Source organism: Wenjunlia vitaminophila DSM 41686 (assembly GCF_000380165.1).
Taxonomy (GTDB): Bacteria; Actinomycetota; Actinomycetes; order Streptomycetales; family Streptomycetaceae; genus Wenjunlia; species Wenjunlia vitaminophila.
This window is the reverse complement of sequence record NZ_KB904657.1, coordinates 59,540-79,518: the sequence shown is the minus strand read 5'-3', so window position 1 is coordinate 79,518 and position 19,979 is coordinate 59,540. Positions and strand designations below refer to the sequence as shown.

At 71.8% G+C, this 19,979-nt stretch carries 17 protein-coding genes; 11 read left to right on the top strand and 6 right to left on the bottom strand.

What is annotated here, in order from left to right:
• Window positions 1-378: 378 nt before the first annotated feature.
• The 11 genes from A3IG_RS0108450 (at window position 379) to A3IG_RS0108400 (ending at window position 12,106) form a co-directional block, all read left to right on the top strand.
• Window positions 379-708: a TcmI family type II polyketide cyclase gene (locus A3IG_RS0108450; RefSeq protein ID WP_018383120.1), complete on the top strand. Its 330-nt coding sequence runs from the start codon at window positions 379-381 to the stop codon at window positions 706-708.
• Window positions 705-1,976 carry a beta-ketoacyl-[acyl-carrier-protein] synthase family protein gene (locus A3IG_RS0108445; protein WP_026220030.1) on the top strand — a complete coding sequence of 424 codons (1,272 nt, stop codon included), beginning with the start codon at window positions 705-707 and terminating at the stop codon, window positions 1,974-1,976. Before A3IG_RS0108450 ends, A3IG_RS0108445 begins: the two co-directional genes overlap by 4 nt.
• The gene (locus A3IG_RS0108440) at window positions 1,973-3,199 is read left to right on the top strand and encodes a ketosynthase chain-length factor (RefSeq protein WP_018383118.1); all 1,227 of its coding nucleotides are present in this window, start codon (window positions 1,973-1,975) and stop codon (window positions 3,197-3,199) included. Before A3IG_RS0108445 ends, A3IG_RS0108440 begins: the two co-directional genes overlap by 4 nt.
• Before the next feature lie 33 nt (window positions 3,200-3,232).
• Window positions 3,233-3,502 (top strand): acyl carrier protein, encoded by a 270-nt coding sequence (locus tag A3IG_RS0108435; RefSeq protein WP_018383117.1) that lies wholly within the window; start codon window positions 3,233-3,235, stop codon window positions 3,500-3,502.
• A 15-nt stretch (window positions 3,503-3,517) separates the two neighbouring features.
• Window positions 3,518-4,303 (top strand): 3-oxoacyl-ACP reductase FabG, encoded by a 786-nt coding sequence (gene fabG / locus A3IG_RS0108430; RefSeq protein ID WP_018383116.1) that lies wholly within the window; start codon window positions 3,518-3,520, stop codon window positions 4,301-4,303.
• A 29-nt stretch (window positions 4,304-4,332) separates the two neighbouring features.
• A complete protein-coding gene (locus tag A3IG_RS0108425) occupies window positions 4,333-5,268 on the top strand; it encodes an aromatase/cyclase (RefSeq protein WP_018383115.1) in 936 nt (311 codons plus the stop codon).
• Window position 5,269: 1 nt separating this feature from the next.
• Complete coding sequence (locus A3IG_RS34780) at window positions 5,270-6,805, top strand: FAD-dependent monooxygenase (protein WP_018383114.1); 1,536 nt, start codon at window positions 5,270-5,272, stop codon at window positions 6,803-6,805.
• Between the two features lie 102 nt (window positions 6,806-6,907).
• Window positions 6,908-8,446, top strand: coding sequence for an FAD-dependent monooxygenase (locus A3IG_RS34775; protein ID WP_018383113.1), 1,539 nt, complete (start codon window positions 6,908-6,910; stop codon window positions 8,444-8,446).
• Window positions 8,440-10,011 (top strand): acyl-CoA carboxylase subunit beta, encoded by a 1,572-nt coding sequence (locus A3IG_RS0108410; protein ID WP_018383112.1) that lies wholly within the window; start codon window positions 8,440-8,442, stop codon window positions 10,009-10,011. Before A3IG_RS34775 ends, A3IG_RS0108410 begins: the two co-directional genes overlap by 7 nt.
• Before the next feature lie 87 nt (window positions 10,012-10,098).
• The gene (locus A3IG_RS0108405) at window positions 10,099-10,344 is read left to right on the top strand and encodes an acyl-CoA carboxylase subunit epsilon (RefSeq protein ID WP_051087428.1); all 246 of its coding nucleotides are present in this window, start codon (window positions 10,099-10,101) and stop codon (window positions 10,342-10,344) included.
• 976 nt (window positions 10,345-11,320) lie between these two features.
• A complete protein-coding gene (locus A3IG_RS0108400; RefSeq protein WP_026220028.1) occupies window positions 11,321-12,106 on the top strand; it encodes a response regulator transcription factor in 786 nt (261 codons plus the stop codon).
• A 108-nt stretch (window positions 12,107-12,214) separates the two neighbouring features.
• Here the strand turns inward: A3IG_RS0108400 and A3IG_RS0108395 are convergent, their stop codons facing one another.
• The 6 genes from A3IG_RS0108395 to A3IG_RS0108370 all read right to left on the bottom strand — a co-directional run bounded on the left by A3IG_RS0108395 (window position 12,215) and on the right by A3IG_RS0108370 (window position 19,217).
• The gene (locus A3IG_RS0108395) at window positions 12,215-12,616 is read right to left on the bottom strand and encodes a GNAT family N-acetyltransferase (protein WP_018383109.1); all 402 of its coding nucleotides are present in this window, start codon (window positions 12,614-12,616) and stop codon (window positions 12,215-12,217) included.
• Window positions 12,600-13,889 (bottom strand): adenylosuccinate lyase, encoded by a 1,290-nt coding sequence (purB, locus tag A3IG_RS0108390; RefSeq protein WP_018383108.1) that lies wholly within the window; start codon window positions 13,887-13,889, stop codon window positions 12,600-12,602. Before purB ends, A3IG_RS0108395 begins: the two co-directional genes overlap by 17 nt.
• 43 nt (window positions 13,890-13,932) lie before the next feature.
• A complete protein-coding gene (locus A3IG_RS0108385) occupies window positions 13,933-15,462 on the bottom strand; it encodes a glutamine synthetase family protein (RefSeq protein WP_018383107.1) in 1,530 nt (509 codons plus the stop codon).
• A 3-nt stretch (window positions 15,463-15,465) separates the two neighbouring features.
• The gene (locus A3IG_RS28995; RefSeq protein WP_018383106.1) at window positions 15,466-16,851 is read right to left on the bottom strand and encodes an amidase; all 1,386 of its coding nucleotides are present in this window, start codon (window positions 16,849-16,851) and stop codon (window positions 15,466-15,468) included.
• Window positions 16,852-16,932: 81 nt separating this feature from the next.
• Window positions 16,933-18,885, bottom strand: coding sequence for a hypothetical protein (locus A3IG_RS0108375; protein ID WP_018383105.1), 1,953 nt, complete (start codon window positions 18,883-18,885; stop codon window positions 16,933-16,935).
• A complete protein-coding gene (locus A3IG_RS0108370) occupies window positions 18,882-19,217 on the bottom strand; it encodes an ATP-binding protein (RefSeq protein WP_018383104.1) in 336 nt (111 codons plus the stop codon). The genes A3IG_RS0108375 and A3IG_RS0108370 overlap by 4 nt, the downstream gene beginning before the upstream one ends.
• Between the last annotated feature and the right edge of the window lie 762 nt (window positions 19,218-19,979).

Here is a 19,979-nt window from a genome sequence, read left to right as displayed (position 1 = left end):
CCCGACGCGAGCCGGGCGGAGCCCTCGTGGGGACGTTCCCTGACACAGGTCTGACGCAACCAGGCAGCGGATCTGACCAACCCCTGCCTGGGATTGCCGGTTTCCTGACATGGCTGCGCTGCGCTTACCGGATCTGACCGAACCGAACGCAGACCTGAAATGAGGTCCCTTGCCGGACCCCCCGTTTCGGAAGAGTCTTGACGTCAAGATCTGGGGCCTGCCCCCAGGGGCGCCGACCGGCCTTCTCCGCGGTGAGGACCGGTCGAGTTACCCGTGAGCACGAGTGCCGCGCCTCCCTTTCGGGTCGAACGCAGCGCACGCCCAACGACGGCACAGAAGAGCACCGCGTCCGCCGAAATTCCCAAGGAGCGAAACCGCATGCACAGCACGCTGATCGTGGCCCGAATGGAACCCGGATCGAGCGCCGACGTGGCGAAGTTGTTCGCCGAATTCGACACCACGGACATGCCCCACCGCATGGGCACGCGCCGCCGGCAGTTGTTCTCCTACCGCGGCCTGTACTTCCACCTCCAGGACTTCGACGAGGACAACGGCGGAAAGCTGATCGAAGAGGCCAAGACCGACCCCAAGTTCGTCCGGATCAGCGAGGACCTCAAGCCGTACATCGAGGCCTACGACCCCGCGACCTGGCGTTCCCCGGCGGACGCGATGGCCACCCGCTTCTACTCGTGGGAGGCGTCCGCGTGACGGAGCGACGCGTGGTCATCACCGGGATGGAGGTCCTCGCCCCCGGCGGTGTCGGCACCAAGAACTTCTGGAGCCTGCTGAGCGAGGGCCGCACCGCGACCCGCCGGATCACCTTCTTCGACCCCTCCCCGTTCCGCTCCAAGGTGGCCGCGGAGATCGACTTCGACCCGTACGAGCACGGCCTCGGCCCGCAGGAGATCCGGCGGATGGACCGGGCGGCGCAGCTCGCCGTGGTGGCGGCCCGCGGCGCCGTCGCGGACAGCGGCATCGAACTCACCGAGCTCGACCCGTACCGGGTCGGCGTGACCGTCGGCAGCGCGGTCGGCGCCACCATGGGCCTCGACCAGGAGTACCGGGTGGTCAGCGACGGCGGCCGGCTCGACCTCGTCGATCACACGTACGCCCCGCCGCACCTGTACAGCCACCTGGTGCCCAGCTCGTTCGCCGCCGAGGTCGCCTGGGCGGTCGGCGCCGAGGGGCCCACCGCCGTGGTCTCCACCGGCTGCACCTCGGGGATCGACTCGGTCGGCCACGCCATCGAGCTGATCCGTGAGGGCTCCGCTGACGTCATGGTCGCCGGCTCGTCGGACGCGCCGATCTCCCCGATCACCATGGCGTGCTTCGACGCGATCAAGGCCACCACCCCCCGGCACGACGCCCCGGAGTGCGCGTCACGGCCCTTCGACGGCACCCGCAACGGCTTCGTGCTCGGCGAGGGCGCCGCCATCTTCGTGCTGGAGGAACTCCAGAGCGCCAAGCGCCGCCGCGCGCACATCTACGCCGAGATCGCCGGCTACGCCACCCGCAGCAACGCCTACCACATGACCGGGCTGCGCCCGGACGGGGCCGAGATGGCCGAGGCGATCACGGTGGCGCTGGACGAGGCCAGGATGAACGTGGAGTCGATCGACTACATCAACGCCCACGGGTCCGGCACCAAGCAGAACGACCGGCACGAGACCGCCGCCTTCAAGAAGAGCCTCGGCGAGCACGCCTACCGCACCCCGGTGAGCTCCATCAAGTCGATGGTGGGGCACTCGCTCGGCGCCATCGGCTCCATCGAGATCGCCGCCTCCGCCCTGGCCATGGAGTACAACGTGGTGCCGCCCACGGCGAACCTGCACACCCCGGACCCGGAGTGCGACCTGGACTACGTTCCGCTGACCGCGCGCTCCCAGCGCACCGACGCGGTCCTGACCGTCGGCAGCGGCTTCGGCGGCTTCCAGAGCGCCATGGTGCTGGCCCGGCCCGAGCGGAGCGCCGCATGAGCGCGTCCGTGGTGGTGACCGGCCTCGGCGTGGCCGCGCCCAACGGCCTGGGCACCAAGGAGTTCTGGTCGGCCACCTGCGAGGGGAGCAGCGGCATCGGCCGGGTCACCCGGTTCGACCCGTCGGGCTACCCGGCGCGGCTGGCGGGCGAGGTACCCGGGTTCGTGGCCGAGGACCACCTGCCGAGCCGGCTGATCCCGCAGACCGACCGGATGACCAGGATGGCGCTGGCCGCCGCCGACTGGGCGCTCGCCGACGCCGGGGTGGACCCCGGGGAACTCCCCGAGTTCAGCATGGGCGTGGTCACCGCCAGCTCCTCCGGCGGCTTCGAGTTCGGGCAGAACGAACTGCGGAAGCTGTGGAGCCTGGGCAGTCACCACGTCTCCGCGTACCAGTCCTTCGCCTGGTTCTACGCGGTGAACAGCGGACAGATCTCCATCCGCAACGGGATGAAGGGCCCCAGCGGCGTCGTGGTCAGCGACCAGGCCGGGGGACTCGACGCGGTCGCCCAGGCCCGGCGGCAGATCCGCAAGGGCACCCGCCTGGTCGTGTCCGGCGCCGTGGACGCGTCGATCTGCCCCTGGGGCTGGGTCGCGCAGCTCACCAGCGGCCGGCTGAGCACCAGCGAGGAGCCGGACCGGGCGTACCTGCCGTTCGACCGCGACGCCCGGGGCCACGTGCCGGGCGAGGGCGGGGCCATCCTCATCCTGGAGGACGCCGAGGCCGCCCGGGAGCGCGGAGCCAGGGTCTACGGCGAGATCGCCGGGTACGGCGCCACCTTCGACCCCAGGCCGGGCAGCGGACGTGGGCCCGGGCTGCGCAGGGCGATCGAGATCGCGTTGGCCGACGCCGCGGTGGAGCCGTCCCAGGTGGACGTGGTCTTCGCCGACGCCGCGGCCGTGCCGGACCTCGACCGGATCGAGGCCGAGGCGATCACCGCGGTCTTCGGTGCCCGTGGCGTCCCGGTCACCGCCCCCAAGACGATGACCGGCCGCCTGTACTCCGGCGGGGCCCCGCTGGACCTGGCCGCGGCCCTGCTGGCCATGACCGACGGCCTCATCCCGCCGACGGTGCACATCCAACCCTCCCCCGAGTACGAACTCGACCTGGTCCTGGACGAACCCCGCGCCGCGCCGGTGCGCACCGCGCTGGTACTGGCCCGCGGACACGGCGGCTTCAACTCCGCCGTGGTGGTCCGGGCCGCCGGCCAGGACGCCGCCTGAGAACACCGACGCCATCCGAGGAAAGGACCCCACATGGCCACCGAGGCATTCACCCTCGACGATCTGAAAGCCATCCTGCTGGAAGCCGCGGGCGCGGACGAGGCCGTCGATCTCGACGGCGACATCCTGGACACCGAGTTCGAGGCCCTCGGCTACGAGTCGCTGGCCCTGCTGGAGACCGGCGGCCGGATCGAGCGCACCTACCAGATCTCGCTGGACGACGACGCGCTGACCGGCGCCGTCACCCCGCGCGCTCTCATCGACGTTGTCAACGCGCAGCTCTCCGCTGCCACCTCCGCCTGAAAGGCCCACGACGACATGACCAAGGACACTGCCCGGGTCGCCCTGGTGACGGGCGCCACCAGCGGCATCGGACTCTCCGTGGCCAGGCTGCTGGCCACCCAGGGGCACCGCGTGTTCATCGGCGCGCGGAACGCCGAGAACGTCGCCTCCACCGTCAAGGAGCTCCAGCACGAGGGCCTGGACGTGGACGGCTGTGCCGTGGACGTGCGGGACGCCGCCGCGGTGACCGCGTTCGTGCAGGCCGCGGTGGACCGCTACGGGCCCGTCGACGTGCTGGTCAACAACGCCGGTCGGTCCGGTGGCGGGGTGACCGCGGACATCGCCGACGAGCTCTGGTACGACGTCATCGAGACCAACCTCAACAGCGTCTTCCGGATGACCCGGGAGGTGCTCAACACCGGCGGCATGCGGAAGAAGGACCGCGGCCGGATCATCAACATCGCCTCCACCGCGGGCAAGCAGGGCGTGGTGCTCGGCGCCCCGTACTCGGCCTCCAAGCACGGCGTCGTCGGCTTCACCAAGGCGCTCGGCAACGAGCTGGCCAAGACCGGGATCACGGTCAACGCGGTCTGCCCCGGTTACGTCGAGACGCCCATGGCGCAGCGGGTGCGGCAGGGGTACGCCGCAGCCTGGGACACCACCGAGGACGCGATCCTGGAGAAGTTCCAGGCCAAGATCCCGCTCGGGCGCTACTCCACCCCCGACGAGGTCGCCGGACTCGTCGGCTACCTGGCCTCGGACACCGCGGCGTCCATCACCTCCCAGGCGCTGAACGTCTGCGGCGGCCTCGGCAACTTCTGATCGCGCCCCAAGAAACCGCTGGAGTAGTCATGACGACCCGCGAGGTCGAGCACGAGATCACCGTCACCGCCCCGGCCAAGGCCGTCTACGCCCTGCTGGCGGAGGTGACCAACTGGCCGCGGATCTTCCCGCCCACCATCCACGTGGACCAGGTGGAGGCGAACGGGAACGAGGAACGCATCCGGATCTGGGCGACCGCCAACGGCGAGGCGAAGAACTGGACGTCGCGCCGCACCCTGGACGCGGACGCCCTGCGCATCACCTTCCGGCAGGAGGTCACCACCCCACCGGTCGCCGCGATGGGCGGCACCTGGATCATCGAGCCCCTCGACGACGACCGGTGCCGGGTCCGACTGCTGCACGACTACCGGGCCATCGACGACGACCCCGAGGGCCTGGCCTGGATCGACGAGGCGGTGGACCGCAACAGCCGGTCCGAGCTGGCGGCGCTGAAGGAGAACCTCGAGCGGGCCCACGCGGACGAGGAGCTGACGTTCTCCTTCACCGACTCCGTGCAGGTCAACGGCTCCGCCAAGGACATGTTCGACTTCATCAACGAAGCCGACCTGTGGGCGGAGCGGCTGCCCCACGTGGCCACCATCCGTCTCACCGAGGACACCCCCGGGCTCCAGACCCTGGAGATGGACACCCGGGCCAAGGACGGGTCCACGCACACCACCAAGTCCTACCGGGTGACCTTCCCGCACCACCGGATCGCCTACAAGCAGGTCACTCTGCCCGCGCTGATGACCCTGCACACCGGCATCTGGACGTTCCAGGAGACCGAGGAGGGCACCACCGCCTCGTCGCAGCACACGGTCACCCTGAACACCGCCAACATCGCGAAGGTCCTCGGCGCGGACGCCACCGTCGCCGACGCCCGCGAGTACGTGCACACGGCGCTGAGCACCAACAGCCTGGCCACCCTCAACCACGCCAAGAACCACGCCGAGCGCACGAGCTGACATGACCGGTAGCCGCCTGGACACCCAGGTCATCGTCGTCGGCGCCGGCCCCGTCGGGCTCATGCTCGCCGGTGAGTTGCGGCTGGGCGGTGCCGAGGTGGTCGTTCTCGAGCGACGCCCCGCGCCGACCACGGAGTCCAGGGCCTCGACCCTGCACGCCCGGACCATGGAACTGCTGGACAGCCGCGGGCTCCTGGCCGCGCTCGGCACCCCGCCGAACGAACCGCGCGGGCACTTCGGCGGCATCCCCCTGGACCTCACCCTGCCCAGCACCCACCCCGGGCAGTGGAAGGTGCCCCAGACCAGGACCGAGGAACTGCTCCAGGACTGGGCGTCGGGGCTCGGGGCCGACATCCGGCGCGGCCACGAGCTGCGGACCCTGACCACCGGCGCCGCCGCGGCCGCGCACCAGGACGCCGACCACGACGGGCACGTCGAGGTGGAGGCCGCCGGTCCGGACGGCACCGTGCGGGTCCGTGGCCGGTACCTCGTCGGGTGCGACGGCGAGGAGAGCACGGTCCGCCGTCTCCTCGGCGCGGAGTTCCCGGGTACCAGCGCCCGCCGGGAGCTGCTCCGCGCCGACGTGGACGGCATCACCGTGCCCAACCGGCGGTTCCAACGGCTGCCGCAGGGCCTGGCCATCGCGGCCCGACGCGGTGACGGGGTCACCCGGGTCATGGTGCACGCCTTCGGCAGCACCGTGACCGCCCGCGGTGGGGACCCGGAGTTCACCGAGGTCGTGGACGCGTGGAAGCGGGTCACCGGGGAGGACATCAGCGGCGGGACCCCGCTGTGGGTGAACTCCTTCGGTGACGCCAACCGCCTGCTCACCCGGTACCGGCACGGCCGCGTCCTGTTCGCCGGCGACGCCGCCCACCAGCAGATGCCGATCGGCGGCCAGGCACTCAACCTCGGGCTCCAGGACGCCGTCAACCTCGGCTGGAAACTCGCCCTGCGGCTGCGCGGCGCGGCGGGGGAGGAACTGCTCGACAGCTACCACGCCGAGCGCCACGCGGTGGGCCGGCGGGTGCTGGGGAACATCGCGGCGCAGGCGCTGCTGCTGCTCGGCGGCCCCGAAGTGGAGCCGCTGCGCGCGGTGCTGGCGGAACTGGTGGCGCACGAGCCGGTGCGCACCCACCTCGCCGGCATGGTCAGCGGCCTGGACATCCGCTACGACATGGGCCACGACGGGTCCGGCGGGCGGCCCGGTGGCACGGTGGGCGGTACCGCCCACCCGCTGGTCGGAGCCCGGCTGCCGCACCTGGTCCTGGACCCGGGACGGGGCCCGGTCACCGCGGCCGAGCTGCTGCGCACCGGCCGTGGACTCCTGCTCGACCTGCGTGGCGGCACCCCGCTCCGCGTGCCGGACGGCCTGCGGGACCGGGTCGCCGTGGTGGCGGGCCGGTCCGAGGGCGGGGGCGCCGTGGAGGGCGCCGACTGCCTGCTGGTCCGCCCGGACGGCTACGTCGCCTGGGCGGGCGCCACCACCGAGGGCCTCGCCGACGCGCTGACGCGCTGGTTCGGCGTCAGGAGCTGAGTCGGTCACCGGCGCGCCGCCCGTGTCCCCGGTTCCGAGCACCGACAGCACCCCGGCGCGGGTGCCGCGCGACCCACATCACTGACAAGGGAAGGCAAGACGATGGCCCACAACTCGACTCCCACCGGCCGCGCCCTGGACGCCGACGTGATCGTCGTCGGTGCCGGACCCACCGGTCTGATGCTCGCCGCCGAGCTGAGGCTCGGCGGGGCACGCGTGATCCTCACGGAGAAGCTGGCGGAGCCCACCGGGCAGTCCCGGGGCCTGGGTTTCACCGCCCGGGCGATGGAGGTGTTCGACCAGCGCGGGCTGCTGCCGCGGTTCGGTGACCTGGAGACCAGCCCCATGGGGCACTTCGGGGGGGTGCAGTTCGACTACACCGTGCTGGAGGGCGCCCACTTCGGGGCCCGCGGCATCCCGCAGTCGCAGACCGAGGCGGTGCTCGAGGGATGGGCGACCGAGCTCGGCGTGGACATCCGGCGCGGTTGGGAGTTCACCGAGCTGGCCGAGGGGTTCGAGGACGGCGACAGCGTCGAGATCACCGTGCGCGCCCCGGACGGCGCCCAGCGGCTGCGCGCGTCCTACCTCGTGGGGTGCGACGGCGGGCACAGCCTGGTCCGCAAGGCCGCCGGCATCGAGTTCGCCGGCTACCCGGCCACCCGCGCGATGTACCTCGCGGACGTGGTCGGCTGCGGCCTGCGCCCGCGGTTCCTCGGGGAGATCCAGCCCAACGGCATGGTGATGGCGGCCCCGTTGGGCGAGGGCGTGGACCGGATCATCGTCTGTCCGCACGGCACGCCCGCCGAGGACCGCGACAGGACCCTCACCTTCGCCGAGGTCGCCGACGCCTGGAAGCACATCACCGGTGAGGACATCTCGCACGGCAGCGCGGAGTGGGTCAGCTCGTTCACCGACGCCACCCGCCAGGCCACCGAGTACCGGCGCGGCCGGGTGCTGCTGGCCGGAGACGCGGCGCACATCCACCTGCCGGCCGGGGGACAGGGGCTGAGCGTCGGGGTGCAGGACGCGGCGAACCTCGGTTGGAAGCTGGCCGCCGTGGTCCGTGGCGACGCGCCGGAGGGCCTGCTGGACACCTACCACGGTGAGCGGCACCCGGTGGGGGAGCGGCTGCTGGCGAACACCAGGGTCCAGGGCGCGGTGTTCCTCGGCGGCGAGGAGGCAGCCCCGCTGCGGGAGATGTTCACCGACCTGATCGAGTTCGACGACGTCAAGCGGTACCTGGCCGGGCGGGTCAGCGGGCTGGACATCCGCTACGAGGTCGGTGGGGGCGACCACCCGCTGCTGGGCCAGCGCATCGGGCACCGCCGCCTGGTGGGTGCCGCCCGGGAGACCAGCACCACCGAACTGCTGCACCCCGGGCGCAGCGTCCTGCTCGACCTGGTGGACGACCCCGACCTGCGGTTGGCCGCGGCGGACTTCCGGGACCGGGTGACGGTGGTGACCGCGTCGCCGAAGCCGGCGGACGGCGCCGACCCCCTGGCCGGCACGGCCGGTGTGCTGGTCCGTCCGGACGGACACGTCGTCTGGGCCGCCCCCGACGCCACCGGCCTCGCCGACGCGCTGCGCAGGTGGGTCGGTCCGCCCGCGGCGGACAACGGCGAGGCGGACACGGCGTGCTGACCGGTCCACCCCCGACGGACCCCGCCGGCATCCTCCAGGGCCTGCGCCGACGCAAGGAGGAGGCCTGGCGGGGGCCCGACCCCGGGGCCACCGAGCGGCAGCACGCCAAGGGCAAGCTGACCGCGCGGGAACGCCTCGAGCTCCTGCTGGACGAGGGCAGTTTCACCGAGGTGGAGCCGCTGCGCCGGCACCGGGCGCAGGGCTTCGGCCTGGAGGACAGGAGGCCGTACACCGACGGGGTGGTCACCGGTTGGGGCACCGTGGACGGCCGCACCGTGTTCGTCTACGCGCATGACTTCCGGATCTTCGGCGGGGCGCTGGGGGAGGCACACGCAGCCAAGATCCACAAAGTCATGGACCTCGCCCGGTCGGCCGGTGCGCCGCTGGTGTCGCTGAACGACGGCGCGGGCGCCCGCATCCAGGAGGGCGTCACCGCGCTCGCGGGGTACGGCGGCATCTTCCAGCGGAACACCCGCTCGTCCGGGGTCATCCCGCAGATCTCGGTGATGCTGGGGCCGTGCGCGGGCGGCGCCGCGTACAGCCCGGCGCTGACCGACTTCGTGTTCATGGTCCGGGACACCTCGCAGATGTTCGTCACGGGCCCGGACGTGGTGCAGGCGGTCACCGGCGAGGAGGTCACCCAGGACGGCCTCGGCGGGGCGGACGTGCACGCCGAGGTCTCCGGCGTCGCCCACTTCACCCACGACGACGAGGAGACGTGCCTCGCCGACGTGCGCTACCTGCTGTCGTTGCTGCCCTCGAACAACCGGGAGACATCGCCGCGGGTGGCCTGTGACGACCCGGTGGACCGGACCTGCGAGGCGCTGCTCGACCTGGTGCCGGCCGACGGCAACCGCGCCTACGACGTGCGGCGGGTCATCGAGGAGGTGGTGGACGACGGCGAGTACATGGAGGTGCACGCCGCCTGGGCGCCCAACCTGGTCTGCGCCCTCGCCCGGCTGGACGGGCAGGTGGTGGGCGTCGTCGCCAACCAGCCGGCGTTCCGCGCCGGGGCGCTGGACATCCACGCCAGCGAGAAGGGAGCCAGGTTCGTCCAGTTCTGTGACTCCTTCAGCGTCCCGCTGGTCACGCTGGTGGACGTGCCCGGCTTCCTGCCGGGGGTGGAGCAGGAGCACGGCGGGATCATCCGGCACGGCGCGAAGCTGCTGTACGCGTACTGCAACGCCACGGTGCCGCGGGTCTCGCTGGTGCTGCGCAAGGCCTACGGCGGCGCGTACATCGTGATGGACTCCCGGTCCATCGGCGCCGACATCGCGCTGGCCTGGCCGACCAACGAGATCGCGGTGATGGGCGCGGAGGGCGCCGCCAACGTGGTCTTCCGCCGCGAGATCGCCGCCGCCCGGGACCCGGAAGCGGTGCGGCAGCAGAAGATCAAGGAGTACCAGAACGAGCTGGTGCACCCCTACTACGCGGCCGAGCGGGGGTTGGTGGACGACGTGATCGACCCGCGCGAGACCCGTTCCGTGCTGTGCCGGGCGATCGCCGTGCTCTCCGCCAAGCACGCCGAGCTGCCCCACCGCAAGCACGGCAACCCGCCGCAGTAGCCGGGGGGGTTCCCGGTGCCGGCGGGCCGCGCCGGGCGGGCGCGCGACGCGGACCAGGTGACCTACGGGCGATGAGAGGTGATGTGGATGGCCGGGGGCAGTGCGCCGACCGGGTCGCAGATCGGTCAACTCTTCCGGGTGGAGCGGGGTGAGCCCGCACCCGAGGAGCTCGCCGCGCTCACCGCCGTGCTGTGCGCCAGGCTCGCCCCGGGGCAGTCCGGAGGCGCCGGGACCGCCCCGCGGCGGGCGGTCGCCCCGTGGCGTCGTCCCGAGCGCGCGGCGATGTTCGAGTGCCCGCGCACCTGGCGGGCGGGTGGGCGCGCCCCGGGCTGAGCCGGCACGGTCCGGCGCCGCCCCGGCCCCCGGGTCCGGGGCGGCGCCGCAAAGGCCAACCGAAATTCCGTAACCATCTCGAGAGACGACGATGATGCGCTGACGTGCCTCATGCGCGGATTGCCGGCAAAGCTGCGGTTCGTGGTCGTACGGGCATGAAAAATCCACCCCCGGCATTCACTTGACATATGGCCTGGTGGAAAGACAGGCTGTCCAGCGAACGGGGGTTGCTTCATGCGGACACTGACTCACTGCAAGCCCAAGGCACAATATTGGGCTCGAGAACAACTTGAGTCGAACTTGAGGCGAGAGTCTACACGACGATATCCACCGTCGTGCCACATGTTGATACCGAAGTGAGCGCGTGTCGAATTCTCAGTTAATGGTCCGGGAATTCTCGTCACAATTTCCGGTAAAGACTCCGGTGAACCATCCGGTGGAACGGAGCGGGTGCTTGGGCAGCCCCGCCACCCCGGTCGTGGCGATCCGTTCGAGCAGGGGCTTCGTGCCTCCGCCCGGACCGGTCGTTGGGCAGCGACCGGCTGTGTGGTTCCGGCCATCGGCGGACCTCCGGCGTCCAACGCGTCCCGACCGGTCATGGGCGCCGGTTCTGGGTCTCGCACCCCGTTGGGGGCCCCTCGGGTGCGGCGCGAGCGTCGTTGGGCTTTCTTTGAGGGAATCGACATACCGGCGTCGAGTCGTCCCTCGGTGGCTTCGCGCGGGGCCACCGTGGGAGCGTTCTCGGCGATTCCGGCATTTCTCGTGACGTTGCTGCTTCGGTGTGTCCACCATCACGCGGTCGCTGGTTGCGCTATGCCCTTCTACCGTGTCTGGAAACCAGTCGTCAACACGAAGACCGATTTTACCCAGGCCGCTTTGATTTACCGACGGGCGGTCGGTAGGTTCGAACACAAGATTCTGATCGGATCCCCATTTGGGTTACCAAAACGGGGGAGACATGACTCGCGGGGGAGGCATGACTCGAAGTTCGGCAGAGGCATTGCTGGAGCCTCATATTCCCATCCAGCGCGGTTCCAGACGGCCGCACCTGGTCGAGGAGACCGGTGCGGCCACCACCACCCGCCGGGTACCCGGGCTGGCCGGAGGCCAGCGCATCCTGGTGGTGGACAGTGACGCGGACGGGGCACAGTCATTGGTGTGCCGACTGCGTAGGCACGGCCATGAGGCCCGGAGTGTCGAGCGGGGCAGCGTCGCTCTCCATGCCTACGAGGACGTCGACCTGGTCCTCCTCGACCTCGAGCTACCCGACCTCGACGGACTCGAGGTGTGCCGGGCCATCCGCTCGGTCAGCAGCGTCCCGGTGATCGTGGTCACCGCCCGCGGCTCCGAACTCGACTGCGTGCTCGGCCTGCAGGCCGGGGCGGACGACTACGTGGTCAAGCCGTACGGGTTCCGGGAACTGATGGCCAGGATCGAGGCGGTGATGCGGCGCGCCCAGGTCCAGCCCCCGGCCGCGAAGGAGATCTCGCACGGGCCGCTGCGGATCGACGTCAACTCCCGGGAGGTCAGCCTGGACGGCCGCCGGATCAACCTCACCCGCAAGGAGTTCGACCTGCTCCACCTCCTGGCGTCCCACCCGGACACCGTGATCTCCCGGAAGCGGCTGCTCCAGCAGGTCTGGGGCGACTCCTGGTCCAGGCGCACCGTGGACACCCATGTCAGCAGCCTGCGCAGCAAACTGGGCGGCAGCGGCTGGGTCGTCACGGTCCGTGGGGTCGGGTTCAAGCTCGGGAACGGCTGAGCACAGGGGGACCCGGCACCGCGCGGCATGGGCAACCGCGTGGTGCCGGGACCCCGGGGACCGCACGCGTACCGGACCGATCAGGCGGCCCGGGCAGGTCACACAACGCTAGGGATTGAGCACCCAGGCGGAGTTGTGCTGGGTGAACCCGATGTGCGGGTAGTACTCGGTGGCCGCGGGCGCGGACAGCAGCACGATCTTGGCGCCGGGCGCCTCCCGCCGGGTCCCGTCGATCAGGGCCCGGCCGATCCCGGACCGCTGGTGGTCCCGGACGACAGCGATGTCCGACAGGTAGGTGACGTAGCTGAAGTCGGACACGCTCCTGGCGATCCCCACCAGCCGGCCCTCGACGCGGCAGACGACCACCAGGTTGGCGTTCCGCAGCATCGCCGAGAAGCGCTCCGTGTCGTCGATGGGCCGGCGCTCACCCAGGCCCGACGCGCGGTAGACCTCGAGGACCTCCCCCAGGTCCAGGTCGGCACCCTCGACGCGCTCAATCTTCCAGGTCACGAAGCGACTCCAATCGGCTGCGGATCACGCCATGATTCACCAGGAACCGCGTCGGATCCAGCGGCCCCACGTCCATGCCCTCCTTGCCCAGCGTGACGCCGAAGTCCTCGCCGGACGTCGCGGTGCGGTACGCCGCCGCCTGGACCGCGCGGTACGCCCTCTCGCGCTCCACCCCGTTGCTCAGGCTGTCGGCGAGGACCGCGGAACTGAACACCAGGCCCCTGGTGTGGTCGATCCCGGCCCGCATGCGGTCGCCGAACACCGCCAGCGTCTCCACCAGGTCGGCCGCCATGGTCGCCTGGAAGTGCCCCACACTCAGGCTGTCCGGCAGGACCACCCGTTCCACGGACTGGTGGGCCAGGTCCCGCTCGTGCCAGAGCGCCACGTCCTCAAGCGCCGTGGTGGCGTAGCCGCGCAGCAGCCGGGCGAGTCCGCACAGCCGCTCGCTGGTCGTGGGGTTGCGCTTGTGCGGCATGGCGCTCGACCCCTGGTAGGCGTCGGAGGAACGCCGCTCCTCCACCTCGGCCACCTCGGTGCGTTGGAGCAGCCGCAGTTCCAGGGCGATCTGCTCCACACAGGCGCCCAGCGTCGCCACCGCCTGGAGGAGCTGGGCGTGCCGGTCCCGGCCGACCACCTGGCTCGGTGCCGGTTCCACGCCGAGTCCGAGCCGTTCGCAGACGTAGCTCTCGACGAACGGGTCGATCAACGCGTAGGTGCCGACCGAGCCGGAGATCGTGCCCACCGCGACGGCCTCGCGCGCGGCGAGCAACCGCTGCACCGAGCGGTCCACCGCGAACGCGAAACCGGCCATCTTGTGCCCGAACGTGGTGGGCTCGGCGTGGACGCCGTGGGTGCGGCCGATGCAGACCGTGTCCCAGTGCGCCAACGCCTTGTCCACCAGGACCCGGCGCAGCCGCCTGGCCGCCCGGAGCAGCAGGTCGGTGCCCCGGGCCAGGGTGTGCCCCAGGGCCGTGTCCACCAGGTCGTAGCTGGTCATGCCCAGGTGCACCCACCGGGCGGAGTCGTCCGGGATGTCCTCGCAGTAGGCGGCGAGGAAGGACAGCACCTCGTGGTCGCGTTCCCGCTCGATCTCGGCGACCCTGGCCGCGGCGGGCACCCTGGCCCGCCGCATGTCCTCCACCGCCTCCGACGGCACCCGGCCCAGGCGGACCTGTGCCTCGGACGCCAGGACCTCCACCTCGACCCAGGTCGCGTAGCGCGCCTGGTCGGACCAGAGCTCGGCCATCTCCGGCCGTGTGTAACGGGGGATCATTCCCGGCCCACCTCCTGAAGTGAGTTCTCCAACACGCCGGACATCAGAAGGCCCCGAAGTACTCGCGGTGCTCCCACTCGGTGACCTCCCCCTCCGCCGGGCCCTCCCGTTCGCACCACGCCTCGAACCGGGAGACCTCGCTCTCCTTGAGCTTGGTCAGGCAGGAGGTGAGCGGACGGCACAGCAGTTCCTTGGCCGCACCCCCGCGGAAGGCCTCCAGCGCCTCGCGCAGCGACTGGGGCAGGGTGTCGGTGGGGGTGGGGGTGCCGGCCCCCGGTGTGTCGCCGGGGGCCACGGGCCGGGGGGCCCGGTCCTCGCCGAGCAGCCCCTCGAGGCCCGCGAAGAGCTGCCCGCCGATGGCGAGGTAGGGGTTGGCCGACGGCTCTCCCACCCGGTTCTCCACATGGGTCGCGCTGTCGCTGCCGACCACCCGGACCATCACGCTGCGGTCCTCGACGCTCGAGCCGATGCGGGTCGGGGACAGGGAGAACCCGGGACCGAGGCGCCGGTAGCCGTTGACGGTCGGCACCGACAGCAGGCAGAAGTCCCGGGCGTGGGCGAGCAGCCCGTCCACGTACGCCTTGCCCCGGGGGGAGATGCTCCCGGAGGGGTCGTCGCCGGCGAACAGGTTGCGGCCGGTCGAGGCGTCCATGACCGACTGGTGGAGGTGCCAGCCGCTGGGATCGAAGCCGTCGATGCGCGGCAGCGACATGAACGACGCGTGGTGGCCGCGCCGCGCGCAGTACTGCTTGGTCAGCGTCCGGAACATCACCATGGCGTCAGCGGCGTCCAGCGCGAACATCGGGTCGAACGTGGTCTCGAGCTGCCCCGGGCCCGACTCGTGCTCCATGGACCGCAGGGGCAGACCGAGCCCCAGCAGGGCCATGGCGAGGGGGTTGGCGACCTCGGACACCGAGTCGTACGCCGCGAACCCGTTGAACTGGTAGCCGGGGTTCATGGCCTCCACCACCGGGGCCGGGCCCTGCAGGCCGAAGCCGTTGCCCTCGTTGCCCACGGGGCCGGGGAGCCGCCGGGTCAGGTACCACTCCACCTCCAGGCCCACCACCGGGACCAGTTCCCGCTTGGCGTAGCGGGCGCAGACCTGGCGCAGCGCGTGCCGCGAGGACAGCGGGTGCGGGGTGCCGTCACGCAGGAACTCGTCCCCCATCACCCAGGCCGTCCTGGGCTCCGTCCCGGGCAGCACCTGGAACGTCAACGGATCGGGGACCAGCACGAAGTTGCCCGCGCCGGCCAGTTCCTCCACGCCCACCCCGGGGTCCGAGAGGAAGTCCACGGCCACCGCGTGCCCGGTGTCGAACAGGAACGGCCCCGGGCTGAAGTCCATGCCGTTGCGCAGCACGCTGCGGAACGTCTCCGCGGGCAGTGTCTTCGCCCGGGCCAGACCGTGCGGGTCGCAGAACACCAGACGGACGAGGTCGAGGTCACCGAGACCGGCTTCGACCTGCTCGGCCGCCGCCACCTGCTCGTCGTTCCACAGGCCGAACGCGGTGGCGAACGCCGGGCGCCCCACGCTGCCCTTGGCGTACAGACGGGGCCAGGACCGGGAATACATGGATCACAGCATCCTTTCGGTTACTCGATCTGGCGCCACCGGCAGGGGCTCCAGCTCCGCCTCGACGTTCCGGGCGGTCGTCAGCACCAGGTCGTCGGCCCCGACCGGGCCGACCAACTGGAGTCCGACGGGGAGACCGGAACGGGTGAGCCCGGCCGGCAGGGACAGGGCCGGCTGGCCGGTCAGGTTGAACGGGTAGGTGGCCGGCGTCCAGGCCAACCAGCGCAGGCCCTCGGGGTCGTCGGCCCCGTCCGGGCCGATGGCCTCGGCGTCGAACGGCTCGATCGGCACCGTCGCCATGGCCAGCAGGTCGTAACGAGCCATCACCGACCGCATCGTGGTGCGCAGACGCAACCTGACGTCCTCGGCCCGGGCCACGGCCGCGGCGGTCAGCCGGCGTCCGTACCGGACGACGGCCAACCGGCCGGGGTCACACAGCGGTTCGTCCTCGGGGGCGGTGCCCGCCGCCTCCACGGCGGCCAGGATGTCCACCAGCGCGGGATAGGGGTCGGGGAACGGCACCTCGATCCGTTCCACCCGGTGCCCCTGCCCGCGGAGCACCGGCAGGGCACCCTCGCTCACCCGGCGGACCTCCGCCGTGGTCCCGGGGAACTCGATCCAGCCGATCCGCAGCGCGCCCGGTGCCCGGGGCGGACCGACCGGGCCCAGGCCCGAGTCGGGGTCCTCGGGGTGCGGGCCGGCGAGGACCGAGCTCAGTTCGACGACGTCGGACACGGACCTGGCCAGTGGACCGAGGTGGGCCAGCCGGTCCGCGCAGGCCGGGACGTAGGGGACCCGGCCGAACGACGGCTTGAACCCCACCACCCCGCAGAACGCCGCGGGAATCCGGATCGACCCGGCCCCGTCGGTGCCCAGCGCCGCCGAGCAGAGGCCCGCCGCCACCGCGGCCGCCGACCCGCCGCTCGACCCCCCGGCGGAGCGCCGCAGCGCCCAGGGGTTGCGGGTGGGGGAGCCCACCCGGCCGACGGTGCTGGCGCTCCAGCCGCCCTCCGACGTGGTGGTCTTCCCCACCACCACGGCGCCGGCCGCCCGGAGCCGGGCCACCGCGGGCGCGTCGGCCCTGGCCCGCCGGTTCGGCAGCAGCGAACCGCGGGTGGTCGGCAGGTCCTCGGTCTGCACCAGGTCCTTGACCGCGACGGTGACCCCCAGCAGCGGCTGGTCCGCCCAGGCCGCGGGACCCAGCGCCCGGACCTTGGCGTCGGCCGCCTCGGCCGCCCGCAGCGCCTCGTCCCCGGCGACGGAGACGAAGGCACCCAACTCGGTGTCCACCTTGTGGATCGCGGTCAGGACCGACTGCACGTGGTCGGTCACGGTGATCTCTCCCCGGCCGAGGAGTTCCCTCGTCTCGCGAATGCCGGTGCAGGTCAATGGCTCTCCTCGACACAGCAGATGACGGACAACGTCAACGGTCAGCGGGGCACCGGCCGCGGCGGGCCGGTGCCCGTCAGGTCACGAGACCCTGCGCGCCGGTTCCCCCGCGCCGTCCGCGGTCCCGGTGCCGCCGGCGACCTGCTCCCAGTGCCACTGGGAGTCGAACGACGTGATCTCGATGTCCGCGCCGTCCGCGGCGAGGGAGGCCACCAGGCTGGTCGCCCGGGCGACGAACCCCGAGCAGCGGTGGGCGGCGAGCATGTCCTGTTCGTCGAACGGCCGGCCGGCGCAGCGCAGCAGGCGCAGGTCCATGAACCCGTTGAACGGCTGGCCGAGGACCTCCACCGCCTGCGGGCTGCGGATGCTGAACCGCACCTTGGCCGCGACGTGGCCGTGGTGGTGCTGGTCGGAGTGGAAGGCGATGTCCGGGATGGTGGGCGGCACGAAGTAGTCCCGGGCCCGCACCACCGGCACCTTGGGGACGTTGCCCGCGAGGAAGTGCCACGAGTTGTACTGCATCCGCGACGACATCGCCCACGCCATGTCGGCGAGCCTCGCCGCGGAGTCCTCGAAGTACCGGCGGGCCCTGGGGTCCGGCACCACGCAGCAGAAGTAGTCCGGCAGGTCCCACTGGACGAGGTCTTCCCAGTCCTGCTCGCGCAGCGCCCGGATCAGCCGGGGCAGGGAGCGCAGACCGCGGCTCATCGCGAAGTCCGCGTCGAACGCCGTCCTCGCCGCCGCCACCGTGGCGTGGACCAGGGCCTCGAGCCCGGTTCCGAAGTCGCCCAGCGGCTCCCCCAGCCAGGACGGTGACGCGGCGAGCTCCGCCTCGAGCTCGTCCAGGGTCGCCCCGTCCAGCGGCAGCCGTTCCCGCAGGTGGTCGCAGACGGCCCGTTCCCGCATGCGGGCGGCGTCCCCCGGCCGGCCGGCGACCCGCTCGATCTTGTGCATCAGCGCGCCGTGGATCTCCCGGTAGAGCTGGGCCGTCCCGAGGACCTCCGTGCGCCGGGCGAGCAGCCGGCCCGCCAACTGGTCCAGCGCCTCCACGCCGGTGGAGGTCGCCGCCGGCACCTGCTGACCGCCCGGCACCCCGTTGTAGGTGCGCCGGGTGCCCTCGAGCAGGTACGCGACGTGGTCCAGCGTCAACTGGGTGCCGTTGGCCTCCTCGATCCTGGCGAAGCCGGCCGAGCGCACCAGCAGGGTGAGGCAGACCACCATCACCACGTCCTGGTCCGACCACAGCTCGAGCGGCATCTTCTGGAGGCTGCTCAGCGCACAGTCCGGGTGGCCGGGCCACAGCGTCTTCCCGGTGATGGTGTTGCGGTCCCGGAAGTTGGTGTACTGCTTGCCCTCCTGGTACAGGATGAACGGCGCGGTGCGCTGCGCCGCCTCCTTGAGCTGCTCGAGCAGGTTGTCCCTGCTCTGGGAGCCCGCGGCGGCCAGCCACTGGCGGCAGTCCACGACGGAGCGGGCGAAGCGGGTGGCGGCTCGGCTCACCTCGGTCTGGTAGTCCAGCAGTGCACGGGCCGACCACGGTACCCGCATCACCCCGTCGACCAGGTCCTCCTCGCTGGCCAGGGGGCCCTGGGAGGGAACGCGCACCACGATCCGACCGCTCGTGGTCAGCCCCAGCTCACCGAGGAACGCGGGGGGTTCACCGCCCGGGCGGTCCGGCGTGGCCGGGGGCTCCGGGCCGTCCGGGGAGCCGTCGTCGTCCCGCCAGGACACCCCGCAGAGCACCTTCAGCGCCGCCTCGTCGGCCGCTCGCAGCGCCCGGAGCTGGACGTCGGCGGGGACGTGGCCGCCGAGGGTGAGGAGGGTGTCCACCGCCGTGGGCAGGTCGTCGGCCGCGGTCGCCCGCTGCCACACCTGGCGCAGCAGCCCGGGGAAGCCGGCGTACCGGTCGAGGGCCTGGTCCGGGGCCGGGGCCGTGCCGGCGGACGTGCCGAGCCGGCTCGGTCGGCGGCTGAGCCTCTTCTTGGCCAGTGCGGCACGGCGCGTGGTCCCGCCGCGCCCGGTGGACGCGGTCATGACGTCCCCTCCGCGGTCAGCTCGACGTGGTTCCACATGTCGTTGTCGGTCGGCGTCCAGTCCTCGTCCACGTATATGCAGTCCACGGGGCAGACCATCACGCACACGGGGCAGCCCGAGCACAATTCGGGAATGATGACAACATCGAGACCGCGGTCAAATATGGCGCCGAACTCCGGTGGGCAGTTGCGGACGCACGTGTCACAGGTGATGCATTCCGATGACTCGATGCGGCGCGGCGGCTTCTTCCAGACCTCGTTGCGGGACCGTGTGGCGATCCGCTCGGCCCGGCCGGCACTCGCATCCGCCGAAGTGGTCTTTCCCCAGGGCATTGCGCACCTCCCGTCTTGTTTTCATCGCTCGTGCTGACTGGCTTCAGAAGCATGAATGTGACGCCGTCGGCGCCGCCGGAAAGATTTACACGAAGTAACCCCTGGAGGGAACGGTGGGTGCTGCACCCCCCGAGCTGCACGGATTCCTCGGGAGAGACGGGCGGGATTTCCGGGACCGGTCACTGTTCGATCCCCGAACGTCGAAAGTCGCACGGTGGAAGGGGCGTGCCCTGAAGGCGGCGGTCCGAGCGGCGCACGTGGTGCGCCCAATCCCTGGTGACTGTTTTCGCCGTTGCGGTCAGCGTGCGGTGGAGTTGGCCTTCCGCGGTGGTCGGGCGGAGTCGTACCGGTGACGCGCCCAGGTTGTTCCGGCAGCGGGCCGTGCAACCGCGGATAAACCGCGGTTGCACGTGTGGAGATGTGTGGGTGTCACACGCACTCCTGTTTTTGTCGTCCCTGCGGGCCATTCGTCCGAGAATTGGCGAACGCCGTCCGGGCCGGGATCGGGACCTCCGCGCGGGGGAGCCGGGGCACGGGGAGTGGGTGCCGTCCCCCGCGTCGGGACGATAGCCAGGGCCCGTCGCCGTTCAACTGCGGAGCGTCCGCGGTCGCACAACGCCGACACCCGCGCGGGCGGCCCCCACCCTCCCCGACACCCCCGTGCAGGGCCGCGGCCCGGCCCTCCCGCATCGACACTCCGTCAGCGGACGACGGCATTCAGTGTTCGAGGACGCCCAGGTGATCCTTGACCGCCTTCCACGG